This is a genomic window from Mycetocola sp. Y444 (assembly GCF_059445295.1).
In genome coordinates this window covers 840229-854771 of record NZ_JCAIUB010000002.1, presented here as the reverse complement: position 1 = coordinate 854771, position 14543 = coordinate 840229, and the positions used below count along the sequence as shown (strand labels likewise).

Below are 14543 nucleotides of genomic sequence, written 5' to 3'. Positions count from 1 at the left end.
CCGCTCATTAGTTGTCCATTAGCCGTTCAGCCTGTTCTCTCGTACTGAAATTTCAAGTGCTGCCGTGTCGAGGGACCTCGGCTCACGAAGGGCACGCCCGAAGGCCCGCCGCTTCACTGCGAGTTGGTAACACTGGATTTGCGGATGCAGCCACGCGCCTCGGCCTGGCAGCGACGCGGTGGTGTCCACCACGAGCTGTGAGTCCCTGGCCACGACCCTCACGAGGGAGGATCTCTCGGCACGTACGCGGCATCCGACGCACGTTCTAACGGGTTCCATCCTAGCACTCCCTCAATTCGAAGACGCCCGGCAGCGCGTGGTCGAGCCTCGAGGATAGAATTCGGCCTCTCGACCCGACCAGGCGGCTGATCCGGTCAGCAGCGTATTCAGTCCTCGAGGATCGAGTCCGGCTGGATGTCGATCTTCGCGCCCGTCAGCTTCGCGGCGAGGCGGGCGTTCTGCCCTTCCTTGCCGATAGCGAGGGACAGCTGGTAGTCGGGCACGAGCGCCCTGACAGCCTTGGTGGACTCGTCGATCATGAAAGTGCTCGTGACCTTCGCCGGCGAGAGCGCGTTGGCGACAAACGTAGCCAGGTTCGGCGAGTAGTCGACGATATCGATCTTCTCGGTGCCGAGTTCCTCCGTCACCGCGCGAACCCGTCGTCCGAGCTCGCCGATGCACGCACCCTTGGCATTGACGCTCGGGTCGTTGGCGCGCACGGCGATCTTTGTGCGGTGACCTGCTTCTCGGGCAAGCGACACGATCTCGACGACGCCGGATGCGATCTCAGGGACCTCGAGCGCGAAAAGCTTGCGAACGAGAGACGGGTGGGTGCGAGACACGGTGATCTGCGGGCCCTTCATTCCACGGGCAACGCTCGTGACGTAGACCCGGATGCGGGCACCATGCTTGTATTCCTCGCCGGGGACCTGCTCTTCGGGCGGCATAATCGCTTCGATGGTTCCGAGGTCGATATGCACCATGCGCGGGTTGGGACCCTGCTGCACGACACCCGCGACGATGTCACCTTCGCGGCCTTTGAACTCGCCGAGGATCGCGTCGTCAGCGAGGTCCCTCAGACGCTGGTTGATGACCTGCTTCGCTGCGAAAGCAGCGATGCGGCCGAAGTCCTCAGGGGTCGACTCGGCCTCGCCGATGATATTGCCCTCTTCGTCCTTTTCAGGAATGAGGACAGCGACGTGACCGGTCTTCCGGTCCAGCTCGACGCGGACGTCGGGTTCTGCTTCACCCGGTTCGGTCTGGCTCTTGATGTAGGCGGTACGAATAGCCTGTTCGATGATGCCGATGAGTTCGCCGAGGGGGATTTCCTTCTCCCGCTCCATCATCTTCAGTACGTTGAGATCGATGTCCACCGGGGTACTCCTCTATTCAGCTGCCACCGCCACTTCTGCACTGGCGGATCGATCTTCCAACTTACCCGACGCGCGCGCTTTCCAACACCACGGGGCTGCCTGCCCTGCCGTCGCGATAACCGTGACAGCCGTGGCAGCGGTGACAGCGGTGACAGCGGTGACAGCGAAGCGATTGTTGCTAGCAGGCACCCCACAGAGAGACGGGAGCAACGATTTGGACGATCTCATCATCAACAGCGTGAACTCGGGCCCCAAGCCAGTACTCGCGTTCCACCGTGCTATCGGGCTCTTCGCTCAGTCCGTCCATGAGCCACTCCAAACGGTCGCCCTCCTCATCCAACATGGCCGTAAGCGGATCAGGGATCTTCGACAACAGCTCGACGAAGGATCCGCCGACCTGTCCGCCGTGTTCGGACTGGACGACGATGCCGGAATTTCCGGCATCCGGCTCAGAAACCGCCCAGAAGGATGTCGCGCTCGAGAGCTCTCCTTCCACGTTGATGGACATGGCGCTCCACCGGTATTCCACCCGCTCGGCGTCACAGTTCTGGTCGCCCGGGAAGTGTTCCACGGCCGGTTCGGCGCCAAAGATCCGGGTAACGGCCGAAATGGCGGCGTCAGGATCGGAATCGTAGGGCAGGACGCTGATCTCCTCCCCTTCCGCCGACTGCGTTGAGAGGCCGTCAACACCGATGACGACGATACTGACGAGGGGAGCGTCCGGGGTGGGGGACGACGTCGGCGTCACCGACGGTGATGCGGTCGCGCTGGGCTGCCGTGGCGGGGAAGTCGGTGGGGTTACGCATCCGGCCGCGCCCAGAAGGACCACAAGCGCCAGCGCCGAAAGCGTGCGTGCCCGAACCATCATGGCTCCTCGTCTCATCAGCGAGAACGAGACTCTCGCCACTGGTCAGAACCTACTGGACGGCTGGGCGCTCAGCGCTGGCGGTCCGATAACAGATACGTTACGAAAGTCGGCGAAGTGGCGCTGCCTGGTGGCCTCCCAGACCGCTCCGTGAACGAAGGCGCGCCGGCTGGCGGTTAGGTTTGAATGATGGACGCACTCAATAATCTCGTGCTCGCAGCGGGAGACGGACTCTGGACCTGGGTGCTACTACCCGTTGTTGGACTTCTCGGCCTGTACTTCACAGTGAGAACCGGCGTCGTCCAGTTCCGCATGATTCCGGAGATGTTCCGGACGCTCACCGACAAGACGCCGCTCGATTCGAGCGGCAAAGCGCAGTCGGTTTCGGCGTTCCAGGCCTTCACCATTTCGGCAGCATCCCGCGTCGGCGTCGGCAATATCGCCGGGGTCGGAACCGCGATCGCCATCGGCGGCCCCGGTGCGGTGTTCTGGATGTGGACCATGGCGTTCATCGGTGGCGCATCGAGCTTCGTCGAGTCAACACTCGGCCAGCTGTATAAGACCAAGGACAAAGACGGGTTCAGAGGCGGCCCCGCTTATTACATGGAACGCGGTCTCGGGGCCAGGTGGATGGGCATCCTCTTCGCTGTGATCCTCATCCTCTGCTTCCCGCTCGCGTTCAGCTCTCTGCAGGCGAACACCATTAGCGCGACAGTCATGAGCACGGTCGGAGTTGAGCTCACCTGGCTGCCGTGGGTTGTCGGCCTCGCCCTCGCCGTGCTCACCGGCCTCGTCGTCTTCGGCGGCGTGCGACGAATCGCTTCGGTCACGCAGGCCATCGTGCCTCTCATGGCGCTCCTGTACCTCGTCGTCGGCGTCATCATCGTCGGGTTGAACGTGACCGAGGTACCCCGGGTCTTCGGGGAGATCTTTGCCGGGGCCTTCGGCTTCCAGCAGGTCGCCGGTGGGGCGATCGGCACGATCATCCTCCAGGGCGTCAAGCGCGGGATGTTCTCGAACGAGGCAGGGCTCGGTTCTGCGCCGAACGCCGGTGCGTCAGCGGCGGTCACCCATCCGGTGAAGCAGGGCCTGGTGCAGACGCTCGGCGTCTACTTCGACACGTTCCTCATCTGCTCGATCACGGCGTTCATCGTCCTGGTCTCGACACCGGACCTCGCGAATGCTGAGCGCGGAATCGGCCTCACCTTCGACGCCGTCACGAGTCAGCTCGGGGCGTGGTCCGGCATCCTGCTCAGCGTGATCGTCTTCCTGCTCGCGTTCAGCTCGATCCTCGGAAACTACTACTACGGCGAATCGAACATCGAGTTCATCACGACGAAGCCCGTGTGGCTGACGGTCTACCGCGTTGCCGCCGTGGTCGCGGTACTTGCGGGCTCGGTGCTCACGGCTGACATCGTCTGGAACACCGCTGACGGCTTGATGGGCGTGATGGCACTCGTCAACCTCACGGCGATCGGATTGCTCGGTGGTGTGGCATTCAAGCTCCTCAAGGACTACTCAGACCAGAGGCGCGATGGCTTCGATCCGGTGTTCACCAAAGAGCGCCTGCCCGAGCTTAAGAACGTCGAGTGCTGGGAGGACCAGTTGAGCGTCACCGGCCCGATGCCGATCATCAAGCACGGCGCTCACCACGGCCGCTAACTCCCTGGCGCCATATAAAAACCCCGGTCGGAATCATCCGACCGGGGTTTTTGCATGCGAGCGTCAGACGCTCTGTGTGGCCTTGCTGCCGGCCTGGAGCGTTGCTGCTGCTTCACTGATCGGAACCGGAGTGCGCTCGTTCGTGCGGCGGTCCCACAGCTCGACGACACCGTCGGCGACACCGCGACCGGCGATGACGATCTTCGGGATGCCGATCAGTTCGGCGTCACCGAATTTGACGCCGGGTGAGACCTTCGGGCGGTCATCGAAGAGTACATCGAACCCTGCAGCTTCGAGGTCGGCAACGACGCTCTCCGCCGCCTCGAAGACCGCTGCATCTCGGCCCGTAGCAACGACGTAGACATCGAAAGGAGCGACGGTCTCGGGCCAGATCAGGCCGTTCTCATCGTTGTTGAGCTCGGCGATGATCGCGAGGATTCGCGTGACACCGATGCCGTATGACCCCATCGTGACGGTGACGAGCTTGCCGTTTTCGTCCAGGACCTTCAGCCCGAGGGCTTCCGCATACTTACGGCCAAGCTGGAACACGTGGCCGATCTCCATGCCGCGTGCGAGCTCGACGGGTCCTGATCCGTCCGGTGCGGGGTCGCCGGCACGCACTTCAGCGACATCGGCGATTCCGTCAGCGGTGAAGTCGCGACCGGCGACGAGGCCGAAGACGTGCTTGCCGTCGACGTTCGCTCCGGTGATCCAGCTGGTGCCGTCCACGACGCGGGGGTCGAGCAGGTAACGGATGCCCGTCGCCGACTTCTCGCCGAGCACCGGGCCGTTCTCGCTCCACGGGCCGATGTAGCCCTTGACGAGTCCCGGGTGCTTGGCGAAGTCGGCCTCGGTCGCAGCCTCGATCTCAGCCGGAGCGAAGGCAACCTCGGCGCGCTTGAGGTCAACGTCGCGATCGCCGGGCAGGCCGACGATGACGAGCTCTCGGGTACCGTCGAGGTGGTTGAGCGCCAGGACGACATTCTTCAGCGTGTCCGCCGCCGTCCAGGCTGCACCGTCCTCGCGGGGATGCTCGGCGTTGGCGACATCGACGAGGGTCTGGATAGTCGGTGTGTTCGGGGTGTCGTGAACCTCTGCAGGCGCCTGTCCCTCGATCGCGATGGCTGGGGGTGCGAGCGTGGTCCACGCCTCGACGTTGGCCGCGTAGCCGCCCGCTGAGCGCACGAACGTGTCTTCGCCCACGGGCGTTGGGTGCAGGAATTCTTCGCTGCGCGATCCGCCCATTGCACCGGCATCCGCCTGGACAATGACGTATTCGAGACCGAGGCGGGTGAAGATGCGCTCGTACGCGTCGCGCTGTGCCATGTAGCTCGCGTCAAGGCCGGCATCGGTGTAGTCGAAGGAGTACGCGTCCTTCATCGTGAACTCGCGGCCGCGCAGGAGGCCGGCGCGGGGACGTGCCTCGTCGCGGTACTTGTCCTGGATCTGGTAGATCGACAGGGGCAGGTCCTTATACGAGGAGTACAGGTCCTTGACGAGGAGAGTGAACACTTCCTCGTGGGTGGGAGCGAGCAGCAGGTCGCTTCCCTTGCGGTCCTTGAGCCGGAAGAGTCCGTCGCCATACTCGTCCCAGCGGCCGGTGACCTCGTACGGTTCGCGCGGGAGAAGCGCCGGGAAGTGCACCTCGTGCGCACCAGCACGGGTCATCTCATCACGGATGATCTGTTCGATCTTGCCCTTGACCTTGAGGCCGAGGGGCAGCCACGCGAAAATACCCGGAGCCTGGCGCCGGATGTAGCCAGCCCGGACGAGCAGGCGGTGACTGATCACCTCGGCGTCTGAAGGGTCTTCGCGGAGGGTCTTGAGGAAATAGTTAGTTAGCCGAGTTACCACCCGTCTATGCTAGCCCCGCGTGACCCTTCGCCCCTGCGCCTGCGCGAGTTGCGGTGCCAGTTACAGTGCCTCTGGCCGCGCTGGTGCGGGCCGCGGGAGAGCGTCCCGAACCGCTAGCTGACGCTGACCACCGGTGCACCAATGCTGGTGTCGCTCGCGGGCATCTCGGCGGCAAGGCGGTTCGCCTCTTCGATGAGCGTTGCGACGATCTCGGACTCGGGAACGGTCTTGATGACCTCCCCCTTGACGAAGATCTGGCCCTTGCCGTTGCCGGAGGCGACACCGAGGTCGGCTTCGCGGGCTTCGCCTGGGCCGTTGACGACACAGCCCATGACGGCGACGCGGAGCGGAACCGTCATTCCCTCGAGACCATCGGTCACATCGTTGGCGAGTTTGTAGACGTCGACCTGTGCGCGGCCGCAGCTCGGGCATGACACGATCTCAAGCTTGCGCTCACGCAGGTTGAGCGACTGCAGGATCTGCAGGCCGACCTTGATCTCTTCGGCGGGAGGCGCACTGAGCGAGACCCGAATGGTGTCGCCGATGCCTTCTGAGAGCAGGATGCCGAACGCCGTTGCGCTCTTGATCGTGCCCTGGAATGACGGACCGGCCTCGGTGACGCCGAGGTGAAGTGGCCAGTCGCCCCGTTCGGCGAGCAGTCGGTACGCCTTGACCATGACAACCGGGTCGTTGTGCTTGACCGAGATCTTGAAGTCGTGGAAGTCATGCTCTTCGAAGAGGCTGGCTTCCCAGACGGCGCTCTCGACGAGAGCCTCCGGAGTGGCCTTGCCGTACTTCTGCAGCAGGCGGGGGTCGAGCGATCCGGCGTTCACGCCGATGCGGAGTGAGACGTCTGCGGCCTTGGCGCGACGGGCGATCTCACCGATCTGGTCGTCAAACTTGCGGATGTTGCCGGGGTTCACGCGGACGGCGGCGCACCCGGCGTCGATCGCTGCATAAACGTAGTTGGGCTGGAAGTGGATGTCGGCGATGACCGGGATCTGGCTCTTCTTCGCGATGATCGGAAGAGCTTCTGCGTCATCACGGCTCGGCACGGCGACACGGACGATGTCACAGCCGGATGCCGTCAGTTCGGCGATCTGCTGGAGCGTCGCGTTGATGTTCGTGGTTGGCGTCGTCGTCATGGACTGAACGCTGACCTGGGCATCACCGCCGACGAGGACCTTGCCTACCTTGATCTGACGGGACTTGCGTCGCGGAGCGAGGATCTCGGGGACCTTGGGCATTCCCAAATTAACTGCTGGCACCGTGCCATCCTACGCCGCGCCCCTGAACACAAGCCGATGAATGATGGTCCGAAAGTTGGATTCCGTTCAGCTCTGCAGTGCGATCCTGAGGGGCGGCTCTGTTGCCGCGATCACCTCGTCGACGCTGACGCCTGGTGCTGTCTCGACGAGAACGAGGCCGCTGGCGGTGACATCGATGACGGCGAGATCCGTGATGATTCTGTCGACGACGCCCCGGCCGGTGAGGGGCAGTGAGCACTCGTGGACGATCTTGGCGCTGCCGTCGCGGGCGACGTGTTCCATCAGAATGATGACCCGTTCGGCACCGTGAACCAGATCCATCGCTCCCCCTGGTCCCTTCACGACTTTGCCCGGGATCATCCAGTTCGCGAGGTCCCCTCGAGCGGAGACCTGCATCGCACCGAGGATTGCCGCGTCGATCTTGCCGCCGCGAATCATGGCGAAGCTCAGGGCCGAGTCAAAGAACGATGTGCCTGGGAGTGTCGTGACGGTCTCCTTGCCCGCGTTGATCAGGTCGGGATCGACAGCGTCTTCCGTCGGGTACGGACCAACACCGAGGATTCCATTTTCCGATTGGAGCGTGACGGTGATCGAGTCCGGGACGTAGTTCGGGACGAGCGTTGGCAGTCCGATTCCCAGGTTGACGTACGCACCGTCTTCAAGTTCGAGCGCGGCCCTGGCTGCCATTTCATTGCGGCTGAGAGCCATGGTCACGCACCTTCCGTCTGGCGAACGGTGCGTCGTTCGATCCGTTTTTCGATGTCGGTGCCGACCTCAAGGACCCGGTGCACGAACACACCGGGCAAGTGGACGGCATCCGGATCGATGCCTCCCGGCTCGACCAGCTCTTCGACCTGCGCGATGCAGATCTTTCCGGCCATTGCGGCCAGAGGTGAGAAGTTGCGAGCGGACTTGTCAAAGACAAGATTGCCGTGGCGATCTCCCCGTTTGGCGTGGACAAGGGCGAAATCGGTGGTGATGGCCTCCTCGAGAACGAAGGTCTTCTCTGTGCCGCGGACCGAGAACATCTGGACCGGTTTCGGTTCGGAGGCGATGGCCACTCCCCCGGTGCCGTCATATCGCCGCGGCAGGCCGCCCTCGGCGACCTGCGTTCCGACTCCGGTCTGCGTGTAGAAGGCGGCGATGCCCGCACCGCCGGCGCGGAGCTTTTCGGCAAGAGTTCCCTGAGGCGTCAGTTCGACCTCGAGCTCGCCGGAGAGGAATTGTCGTTCAAACTCCTTGTTCTCGCCGACGTAGGACGAGGTCATCTTGCGGATGCGGCCGTTGGCGAGCAGGATGCCGAGTCCCCAGTCGTCGACGCCGCAGTTGTTGCTCACTATGGACAGTTCGTCGCTGCCGAGTTCGAGAAGGGCCTCGATGAGAATCATCGGGTTTCCGCAGAGTCCGAAGCCACCGACCGCTATCGATGATCCGCTGTCGATGTCGGAAATCGCCTCAGCTGCGCTCGACACTGTCTTGTCCATCGTCATCGTTGCACCTCCGTCGCTGCGGATGCCGCGCGTTCGCGGCACCCCGTGTCGGCAGCCCGCGAGAGACCGTCGGTGGCCAACGATTTCCACCCTAGCGCGTCCGTGCACGAGAACCAGCGCGGACGACCCGCGCACGAAACCGGTGCGGGACGGGCGTGGAGACCAGGGCCTCCACGCCCGTGCCGTCACGCCGGTTCGTAGGCGACCGCGACGTCGAGAACCCACACGACTCCGAACCTGTCCTCGAGCATTCCGTAGGCGGGCGAGAAGAAGGACGGGGCCAGGTCCTCCACAACAGTGGATCCCTCAACGAGTTTCGACCAGAGTCCGGCGATCTCGTCGGCGGAGTCCCCGCGGACCGACACGAACATGGACTTGTCGCCCCGCTCGTATGACTGGCTTGCCGGCACGTCGTACGCCATGATCCGGAATCCGTTCTCGCTGACGACCTGGCCGAACTTGACCTGCTGTGCTTCGCTCGGCAGTTCGGTGCTGTGAGCGTCTTCATTGGTGATGATCAGAAGCTGACCGCCGAAGACCGACGAGTAGAACTCCAGGGCAGAGCGCGCGTCGCCGCGGAAGTTGAGGTGCGGGGTGGTGATGACAGACATTGTTGTGCTCCCTTGATGAGATGATTCCGGGTTCGTGTGCCCGATAACTTCGAGTCTCTCGGCAGTAGAGGTCAGCCTTCGTCCTCTACTGGAATTAGCATCGGAAACATGACTTCACCAACGTCGCGGCTTCTGTTGCTGCTGTCTCTGCTGCAGGCCCGGCGGGACTGGCCCGGTCAGCTTCTCGCCGAGCGACTGGAGATCAGTCATCGCACGGTGAGGCGTGACGTGGATCGCCTCCGTGAGATGGGGTACCGCATCAGGTCGACGAAGGGACCGGATGGCGGGTACCGCCTTGATGCCGGAACGGACCTGCCTCCCCTCCTCTTCGACGACGATCAGGTGATCGCGCTTGCCGTTGCGCTGCAGGCTGCGACCGTTGCCGGGGCCGGGGTCGAGGAAGCCGCGGTGAGGGCACTCACGACCGTGCGACAGGTGATGCCGTCGCGATTGCGTCACCGTCTTGATGCCGTGAGGTTCACCGCGATTCCCCGGGCGGCTGAAACGGTCTCCTCCGATGTGCTCATCGCGTTGTCAACGGCGATCCGGGCGCGGGAGGTGTTGCGGTTCGATTACTCCGGGTCACACGACCGTGCCGGGAGCGCAGCCTCAGCTGAGGGTGGCCCTGAACTGGCTGACACTCAGCTGGCTGACACTGAGCAGGCTGGCACCATCACCACCGGCGCCACCGGCGCCACCGGCAACACCACCACCGTCGAGCCCCGGGCACCACATCGCGTTGAGCCACACCACCTCGTGACGTCCAACGCTCGCTGGTACCTCGTGGCGTGGGACCTGGAGCACGAGGACTGGCGCATTTTCCGTGCGGATCGGATCGGTCCGCGAACGCCGACCGGTCCGCGGTTTGCTCCTCGCCGGATTCCGGGTGATGACGTCCACGAGTTTGTCTCAGCCCGGTTCAAGGGATCTGATCGGACGAACGCCTGGCCGTGCACAGGCACTGTCATCCTTTCGCTGCCTGCGAGCTCGGTCCGACCGTTTGCCGGCGATGGGACCGTCGAGGAGCTCGGGCCGGGCCGCTGTCGTTTGGAGTCCGGATCGTGGTCGTGGGTCGCCCTTGCTGCCGCCCTCGGCCGATTCGATACCAATATCGAGGATGTGCACCCACCCGAGCTTGCCGACGCGTTCCGGCAGCTCGCGGCCAGGTACGCGTCGGCAGGGTCTGCCGCCGACTGAGTAACACTGCTGCCCCTATGCTGCTGAACCCCAGGCGCTGATCATGGTGCTGATCCCACGCTTGTGACCCGCGCTGATGACCCCACACTGTTGACCGCAGGCTGTCACCCCGCGCTATTGACCCCACGCTATTGACACCACTCTGCTACCCCCACTGCTGACCCCGCTGGTCACCGCGAAAACGTGCCAAGCTGGAGAGAGCAAATCCGCCACGCACCCAGTGCCAGGTGCCAGGTGCCAGGCACCAAGTGCCAAAGTCAACGACAAGGGAGTCAGTTTTCATGAGCCAGAACGATGTTGTCATCCTTGCGGGAGCCCGCACTCCGCAGGGACGACTGCTTGGCCAGTTGGCCGGCTTCAGTGCTGTCCAACTCGGAGCGATCGCGCTCAAGGCTGCACTCGAGCGGTCGGGGGTTGATGTTGCAGACATCGACGCGGTGATCTTCGGCCAGGTCCTTCAGGCCGGTGCAGGTCAGAATCCCGCCAGACAAACCTCGCGTGCGGCAGGAATCGGCTGGGAAGTGCCTGCCGTGACCGTGAATAAGGTGTGCCTGTCTGGAATTCAGGCGGTGATCGACGCGGCTCGAATGATTCGGCTTGGCGAAGCATCCGTCGTTGTTGCCGGCGGTCAGGAATCGATGACCAATGCGCCCCACGTGCTGCCCGCCTCGCGGAAGGGCTACAAATACGGCGATGTAACCTTGCTCGACACCGCAGCGTTCGACGGTCTGACCGATGCTTTCGACGGCGACTCGATGGGCATCTCGACCGAACGGCACAACGGGCCACTCGGTATCGATCGGGACGAGCAGGACCGGGTTGCGGTCGGCTCACATACGCGGGCGGCGCGGGCGCAGGCGAGTGACGTGTTTGCCGACGAGATCACTCCAGTGGAGGTACCGTCGCGGCGCGGTGAGCCGACGATCCTCACCCAGGACGAGGGTGTCAGGGGTGAATCGACGCTCGACTCTCTGGGAGCGTTGCGTCCGGCGTTCGACAAGGACGGCACGATTACCGCCGGCAATTCATCGCCACTCAGTGATGGTGCTTGTGCGCTCGTGCTCGCGAGTCGTTCGTACGCAGAGGAGCACGGGCTGAGCTGGCTGGCCGTGGTCGGGTCCTCAGGGTCGGTTGCCGGGCCGGATAACTCGTTGCATTCACAACCGTCACGGGCGATAGCGGATGCCCTCGGCAAGGCGAGCTGGACGGCATCCGATCTTGATGTGATCGAGATCAATGAAGCGTTTGCGGCCGTCAGCGTTCAGTCGATGCGTGACCTCGGTATTGATGACGAGAAGGTCAACATCCACGGCGGAGCTATCGCCCTCGGGCACCCGATCGGCGCTTCCGGGGCGCGGCTTGTGTTGCATGCGGCGCTCGAGCTGTCGCGGCGAGGTTCGGGCAAGGCGGTGGCTGCGTTGTGTGGTGGTGGCGGTCAGGGCGACGCGCTTCTCCTGTCGCTGTGAGCACCGAGACGCCCGGGCGGCTCAAGATTCTCGGACTCTCATTGGTGATACTTGCCGTCGTCGGTTCAGTTGCCAGTCGGACGGCGATGCATTCCCTTGCGGATGGTGGCGTGTACGTCACCGTGAATGTCCTACTGTTGACGGTCGGTGCCGTTGCCCTGTATTTCGGCTTTAGGCGGGCGGGTCGTTAGGCATCGCTCGCACTGAGTGACATCGCCAGTGGGCCATCGAGCCAGGCGTCGACCTCTCGCTGTGTTCGGAGATGAACCACTGTCAGGTTCGGGTTCTCTGCCTCGAGCGGAGGGATCGCCACTCGATACTTGTTGCGTGTTCGAATGCCCCATCGAATGATGTATTCGGGGTTGGTGAAGAACGTGAGGAAAGGTGGCTCGATGTTGCCGTTCCATAGTTCTTGCCGGGTTCGGCGGCGATGCACAGTGCGCCGCACAAGCCGTGGAAGTGTGACCCGCACGAACGGCAGATCGAGCCAGACGAGCACGTCGGCGTTCGCTGCGAGGAGAGGGCGGGCGGAGTGGTACAGCCACTCGGTCACCCAGGTCTCGGTTGCGACAAAGGCTCGGACGTCGTCGAGAAAGTTCGGTTGCGGCGCCCATTCCGGTCCGTGGAAGAGCGCGTCGATCTCCACGTGGGTGCTGCCGATGACCTCCGCGATCTGCTTCGCCAAGGTGGTTTTGCCTACTCCCGATACTCCGGCAACGAGCACCTTCCGGGGCAGACGAGGAAGCGGGTCACGGTGAGTGAACACCTGTCGATTCTAGGTTTCGATGAGCGTCGCGGGACAGAATCCCAGTGTGAATGAGTGTCGTCAATAAGACATCCGGGATCGGGATGACCGTCGTGAAGCGATATCCAGGTCCGGAATACCGCCCCGAAGGAGAACCGCGGTCTGGATGACCGTCGCGAAGCGATATCCAGGTCCGGAATACCGCCCCGAAGGAGAACCCCGGCCTGGATGACCGTTCCGAAATAGAACCCGGGCTGGATGACGTCGTGAATCAGAACGGTGGGCCGTCGTCGTCACGCGGTTCGCCTTCTCGTTGAGCGTCGCTTTCATTGGCCTCACCCTCTTTCCCTCTTTCCGTTCTCTCCTTCTCACGTTTTTCTCTCTGGGCGTCGAGGAGTCGGGTATAGACGTTGTTCTGCCGGGCGTCTTCCTCCTCTGCCTGGGTTGTGTGAGCTTCGGTTGCGTCGTCCGACTCAGTCCCCGCAGTGGGTTTTGGTGGTGCCGCTTTCGCCGGTGGGATCGGATGCGGGATCGGGTTGCGGACCGGGTTCTCGGGGTGGGTGAGGTATTCGCGTCCGTGGGGTGAGGTCCATTTCAGGATCCCGTCACCGAGTTGCTCGACGTTCCACCCGGTTTCGTGTTTCAGTTTGTGGTGTTTGGGGCAGAGGCTGGCGAGGTTGTCGAAGTCGGTGTTTCCGCCGGTTTCGTATGGGTCGGTGTGGTCGATGTCGCTGGACACCGCTTTGCGGGTGCAGCCGGGGAACCGGCAGTATCCGTCGCGGTAGCGGAGGAACCGTCGCATCGCTTTCGATGGGGTGTATTTGGTGTGGCCGAGGGACAGGGCGACTCCGGTTTCCGGGTGGGTCAGGATCCGGCTGAACTCCGGTGCCTGGGACGCGAGTTCCCGTGCGGTGTCCGGATCGATGGGACCGTATCCGTCGAGGTTGCCCGGTTCGACACTTTTGCCGAGGAGGGTGAGTACCGGCACGGTGACCATCACCGTCGGCACGATCTTCCGAAACGCGGTCGCCGGGTCACGTCCGGGTCCCGGGGCGATGACAGCACCCTCTTCTTCTCCGGATGGAGGCGCAGTGGCAGGTGCGGGTTCCACCTCGGTGTAGGGGTTGCGCGTGCCGAGGCCGGTGCCGAAGAGCCGGGTGCCGGTGGGGTCGGGCAGGGTGAACTCACCGGTGAATGCCTCCATCATCGCCGCGAACACCACATCGGCATCCAACTGGGACAGGGTGCGTGGCTCAACCGGTGACTGCAGTTTCATCGACTGCGCACGGATCGTGTCGAAGATCGTCTCGGCGGCCGGTGCGGTGGTGAACAGGCTCAGCCAGGCCATCCCGTCCGGTGCCGGGATCAGTTCTACCCGCCGATCGGTTACCGACTTCCGACACCGGGCGACGGCGGATTCCGGACACAACCGTTCCCGCAGCATCCGGGTCTTCTGCCGAAACCGGGCCACCGGCATCGTCTTCGCAAACGGCACCGCCTTCTCCTCAAGTTCCGCAACAGCGTCATCGGTCAGGGTGTCGGTCTGATCGACCAGCACCTGGGCGTGGCGGTAACTGATCTCCCCTTCCCGCAACGCTGCCAGGGTGACCGGTAGCCGGTGTAACAAGGCCCGACTCTCGTCGACCAGTGCTGTGGCGGTGCGTTCGGCGACCCGTAGCGTGCAGGCCAGTTCCGCGATGAACGACCGCAATGCCAGATCCTGACGCTCGACCGCACTCCGCGACCGGGCCGTGACCAGCACGCCCTCCTCCGTGGCAACGGCAAGCGTCCTTGCGCGGTCGATGAACTCGGCCTTCCACGCCGCCTGACGGGCCTCCAGCTTCTCCACCTGCGCCACCGCATCCACCAGAGCGGTGCAGGTATCCGCGATTTTCGCGTACATCGTCGGCTCAGGCTCAGGCTCAGGCTCCGCAGCATCAGCATCAGCATCAGCATCAGCATCAGCATCAGCATCAGCATCAGCATCAGCATCAGCATCAGCATCAGCATCA

At 63.5% G+C, this 14543-nt stretch carries 13 protein-coding genes; 3 read left to right on the top strand and 10 right to left on the bottom strand.

Annotated features, from left to right (window positions below; all coding sequences use genetic code 11):
• Window positions 1-18 precede the first annotated feature (18 nt).
• The 3 genes from AC1C2M_RS10655 to AC1C2M_RS10645 all read right to left on the bottom strand — a co-directional run bounded on the left by AC1C2M_RS10655 (window position 19) and on the right by AC1C2M_RS10645 (window position 2241).
• Window positions 19-279, bottom strand: a complete 261-nt coding sequence (locus AC1C2M_RS10655) for a YlxR family protein (protein WP_108390530.1) — start codon at window positions 277-279, stop codon at window positions 19-21.
• Between the two features lie 107 nt (window positions 280-386).
• A complete protein-coding gene (gene nusA / locus AC1C2M_RS10650; RefSeq protein ID WP_483405730.1) occupies window positions 387-1373 on the bottom strand; it encodes a transcription termination factor NusA in 987 nt (328 codons plus the stop codon).
• A gap of 178 nt (window positions 1374-1551) precedes the next feature.
• Window positions 1552-2241 (bottom strand): hypothetical protein, encoded by a 690-nt coding sequence (locus AC1C2M_RS10645; RefSeq protein ID WP_495436359.1) that lies wholly within the window; start codon window positions 2239-2241, stop codon window positions 1552-1554.
• 186 nt (window positions 2242-2427) lie between these two features.
• Here AC1C2M_RS10645 and AC1C2M_RS10640 point away from each other — a divergent pair, with 186 nt between their 5' ends.
• Window positions 2428-3900 (top strand): alanine/glycine:cation symporter family protein, encoded by a 1473-nt coding sequence (locus AC1C2M_RS10640; protein WP_483405901.1) that lies wholly within the window; start codon window positions 2428-2430, stop codon window positions 3898-3900.
• Window positions 3901-3963: 63 nt separating this feature from the next.
• Here the strand turns inward: AC1C2M_RS10640 and AC1C2M_RS10635 are convergent, their stop codons facing one another.
• The 5 genes from AC1C2M_RS10635 to AC1C2M_RS10615 all read right to left on the bottom strand — a co-directional run bounded on the left by AC1C2M_RS10635 (window position 3964) and on the right by AC1C2M_RS10615 (window position 9123).
• Window positions 3964-5754 carry a proline--tRNA ligase gene (locus AC1C2M_RS10635; RefSeq protein ID WP_483405728.1) on the bottom strand — a complete coding sequence of 597 codons (1791 nt, stop codon included), beginning with the start codon at window positions 5752-5754 and terminating at the stop codon, window positions 3964-3966.
• 113 nt (window positions 5755-5867) lie between these two features.
• The gene (gene ispG / locus AC1C2M_RS10630) at window positions 5868-7022 is read right to left on the bottom strand and encodes a flavodoxin-dependent (E)-4-hydroxy-3-methylbut-2-enyl-diphosphate synthase (protein ID WP_198410448.1); all 1155 of its coding nucleotides are present in this window, start codon (window positions 7020-7022) and stop codon (window positions 5868-5870) included.
• Between the two features lie 66 nt (window positions 7023-7088).
• Entirely contained in the window at window positions 7089-7730 is a 642-nt protein-coding gene (locus AC1C2M_RS10625; protein ID WP_495432966.1) for a CoA transferase subunit B, read from the bottom strand.
• A 2-nt stretch (window positions 7731-7732) separates the two neighbouring features.
• On the bottom strand, window positions 7733-8512 hold the full coding sequence (locus tag AC1C2M_RS10620; protein ID WP_495436357.1) for a CoA transferase subunit A: 780 nt from the start codon (window positions 8510-8512) through the stop codon (window positions 7733-7735).
• Window positions 8513-8697: 185 nt separating this feature from the next.
• Window positions 8698-9123, bottom strand: a complete 426-nt coding sequence (locus tag AC1C2M_RS10615; protein WP_483405724.1) for a VOC family protein — start codon at window positions 9121-9123, stop codon at window positions 8698-8700.
• A 108-nt stretch (window positions 9124-9231) separates the two neighbouring features.
• On the opposite strand from AC1C2M_RS10615, the gene AC1C2M_RS10610 reads away from it, so the two are divergent.
• Entirely contained in the window at window positions 9232-10320 is a 1089-nt protein-coding gene (locus AC1C2M_RS10610; RefSeq protein ID WP_495436356.1) for a helix-turn-helix transcriptional regulator, read from the top strand.
• 281 nt (window positions 10321-10601) lie between these two features.
• A complete protein-coding gene (locus AC1C2M_RS10605; RefSeq protein WP_495436354.1) occupies window positions 10602-11786 on the top strand; it encodes an acetyl-CoA C-acetyltransferase in 1185 nt (394 codons plus the stop codon).
• A 187-nt stretch (window positions 11787-11973) separates the two neighbouring features.
• Here AC1C2M_RS10605 and AC1C2M_RS10600 read toward each other — a convergent pair whose 3' ends face one another.
• A complete protein-coding gene (locus AC1C2M_RS10600) occupies window positions 11974-12552 on the bottom strand; it encodes a P-loop NTPase family protein (protein ID WP_495432962.1) in 579 nt (192 codons plus the stop codon).
• A gap of 250 nt (window positions 12553-12802) precedes the next feature.
• The coding region (locus tag AC1C2M_RS10595; RefSeq protein WP_495436352.1) for an HNH endonuclease signature motif containing protein at window positions 12803-14543 on the bottom strand (1741 nt) is incomplete at its 5' end.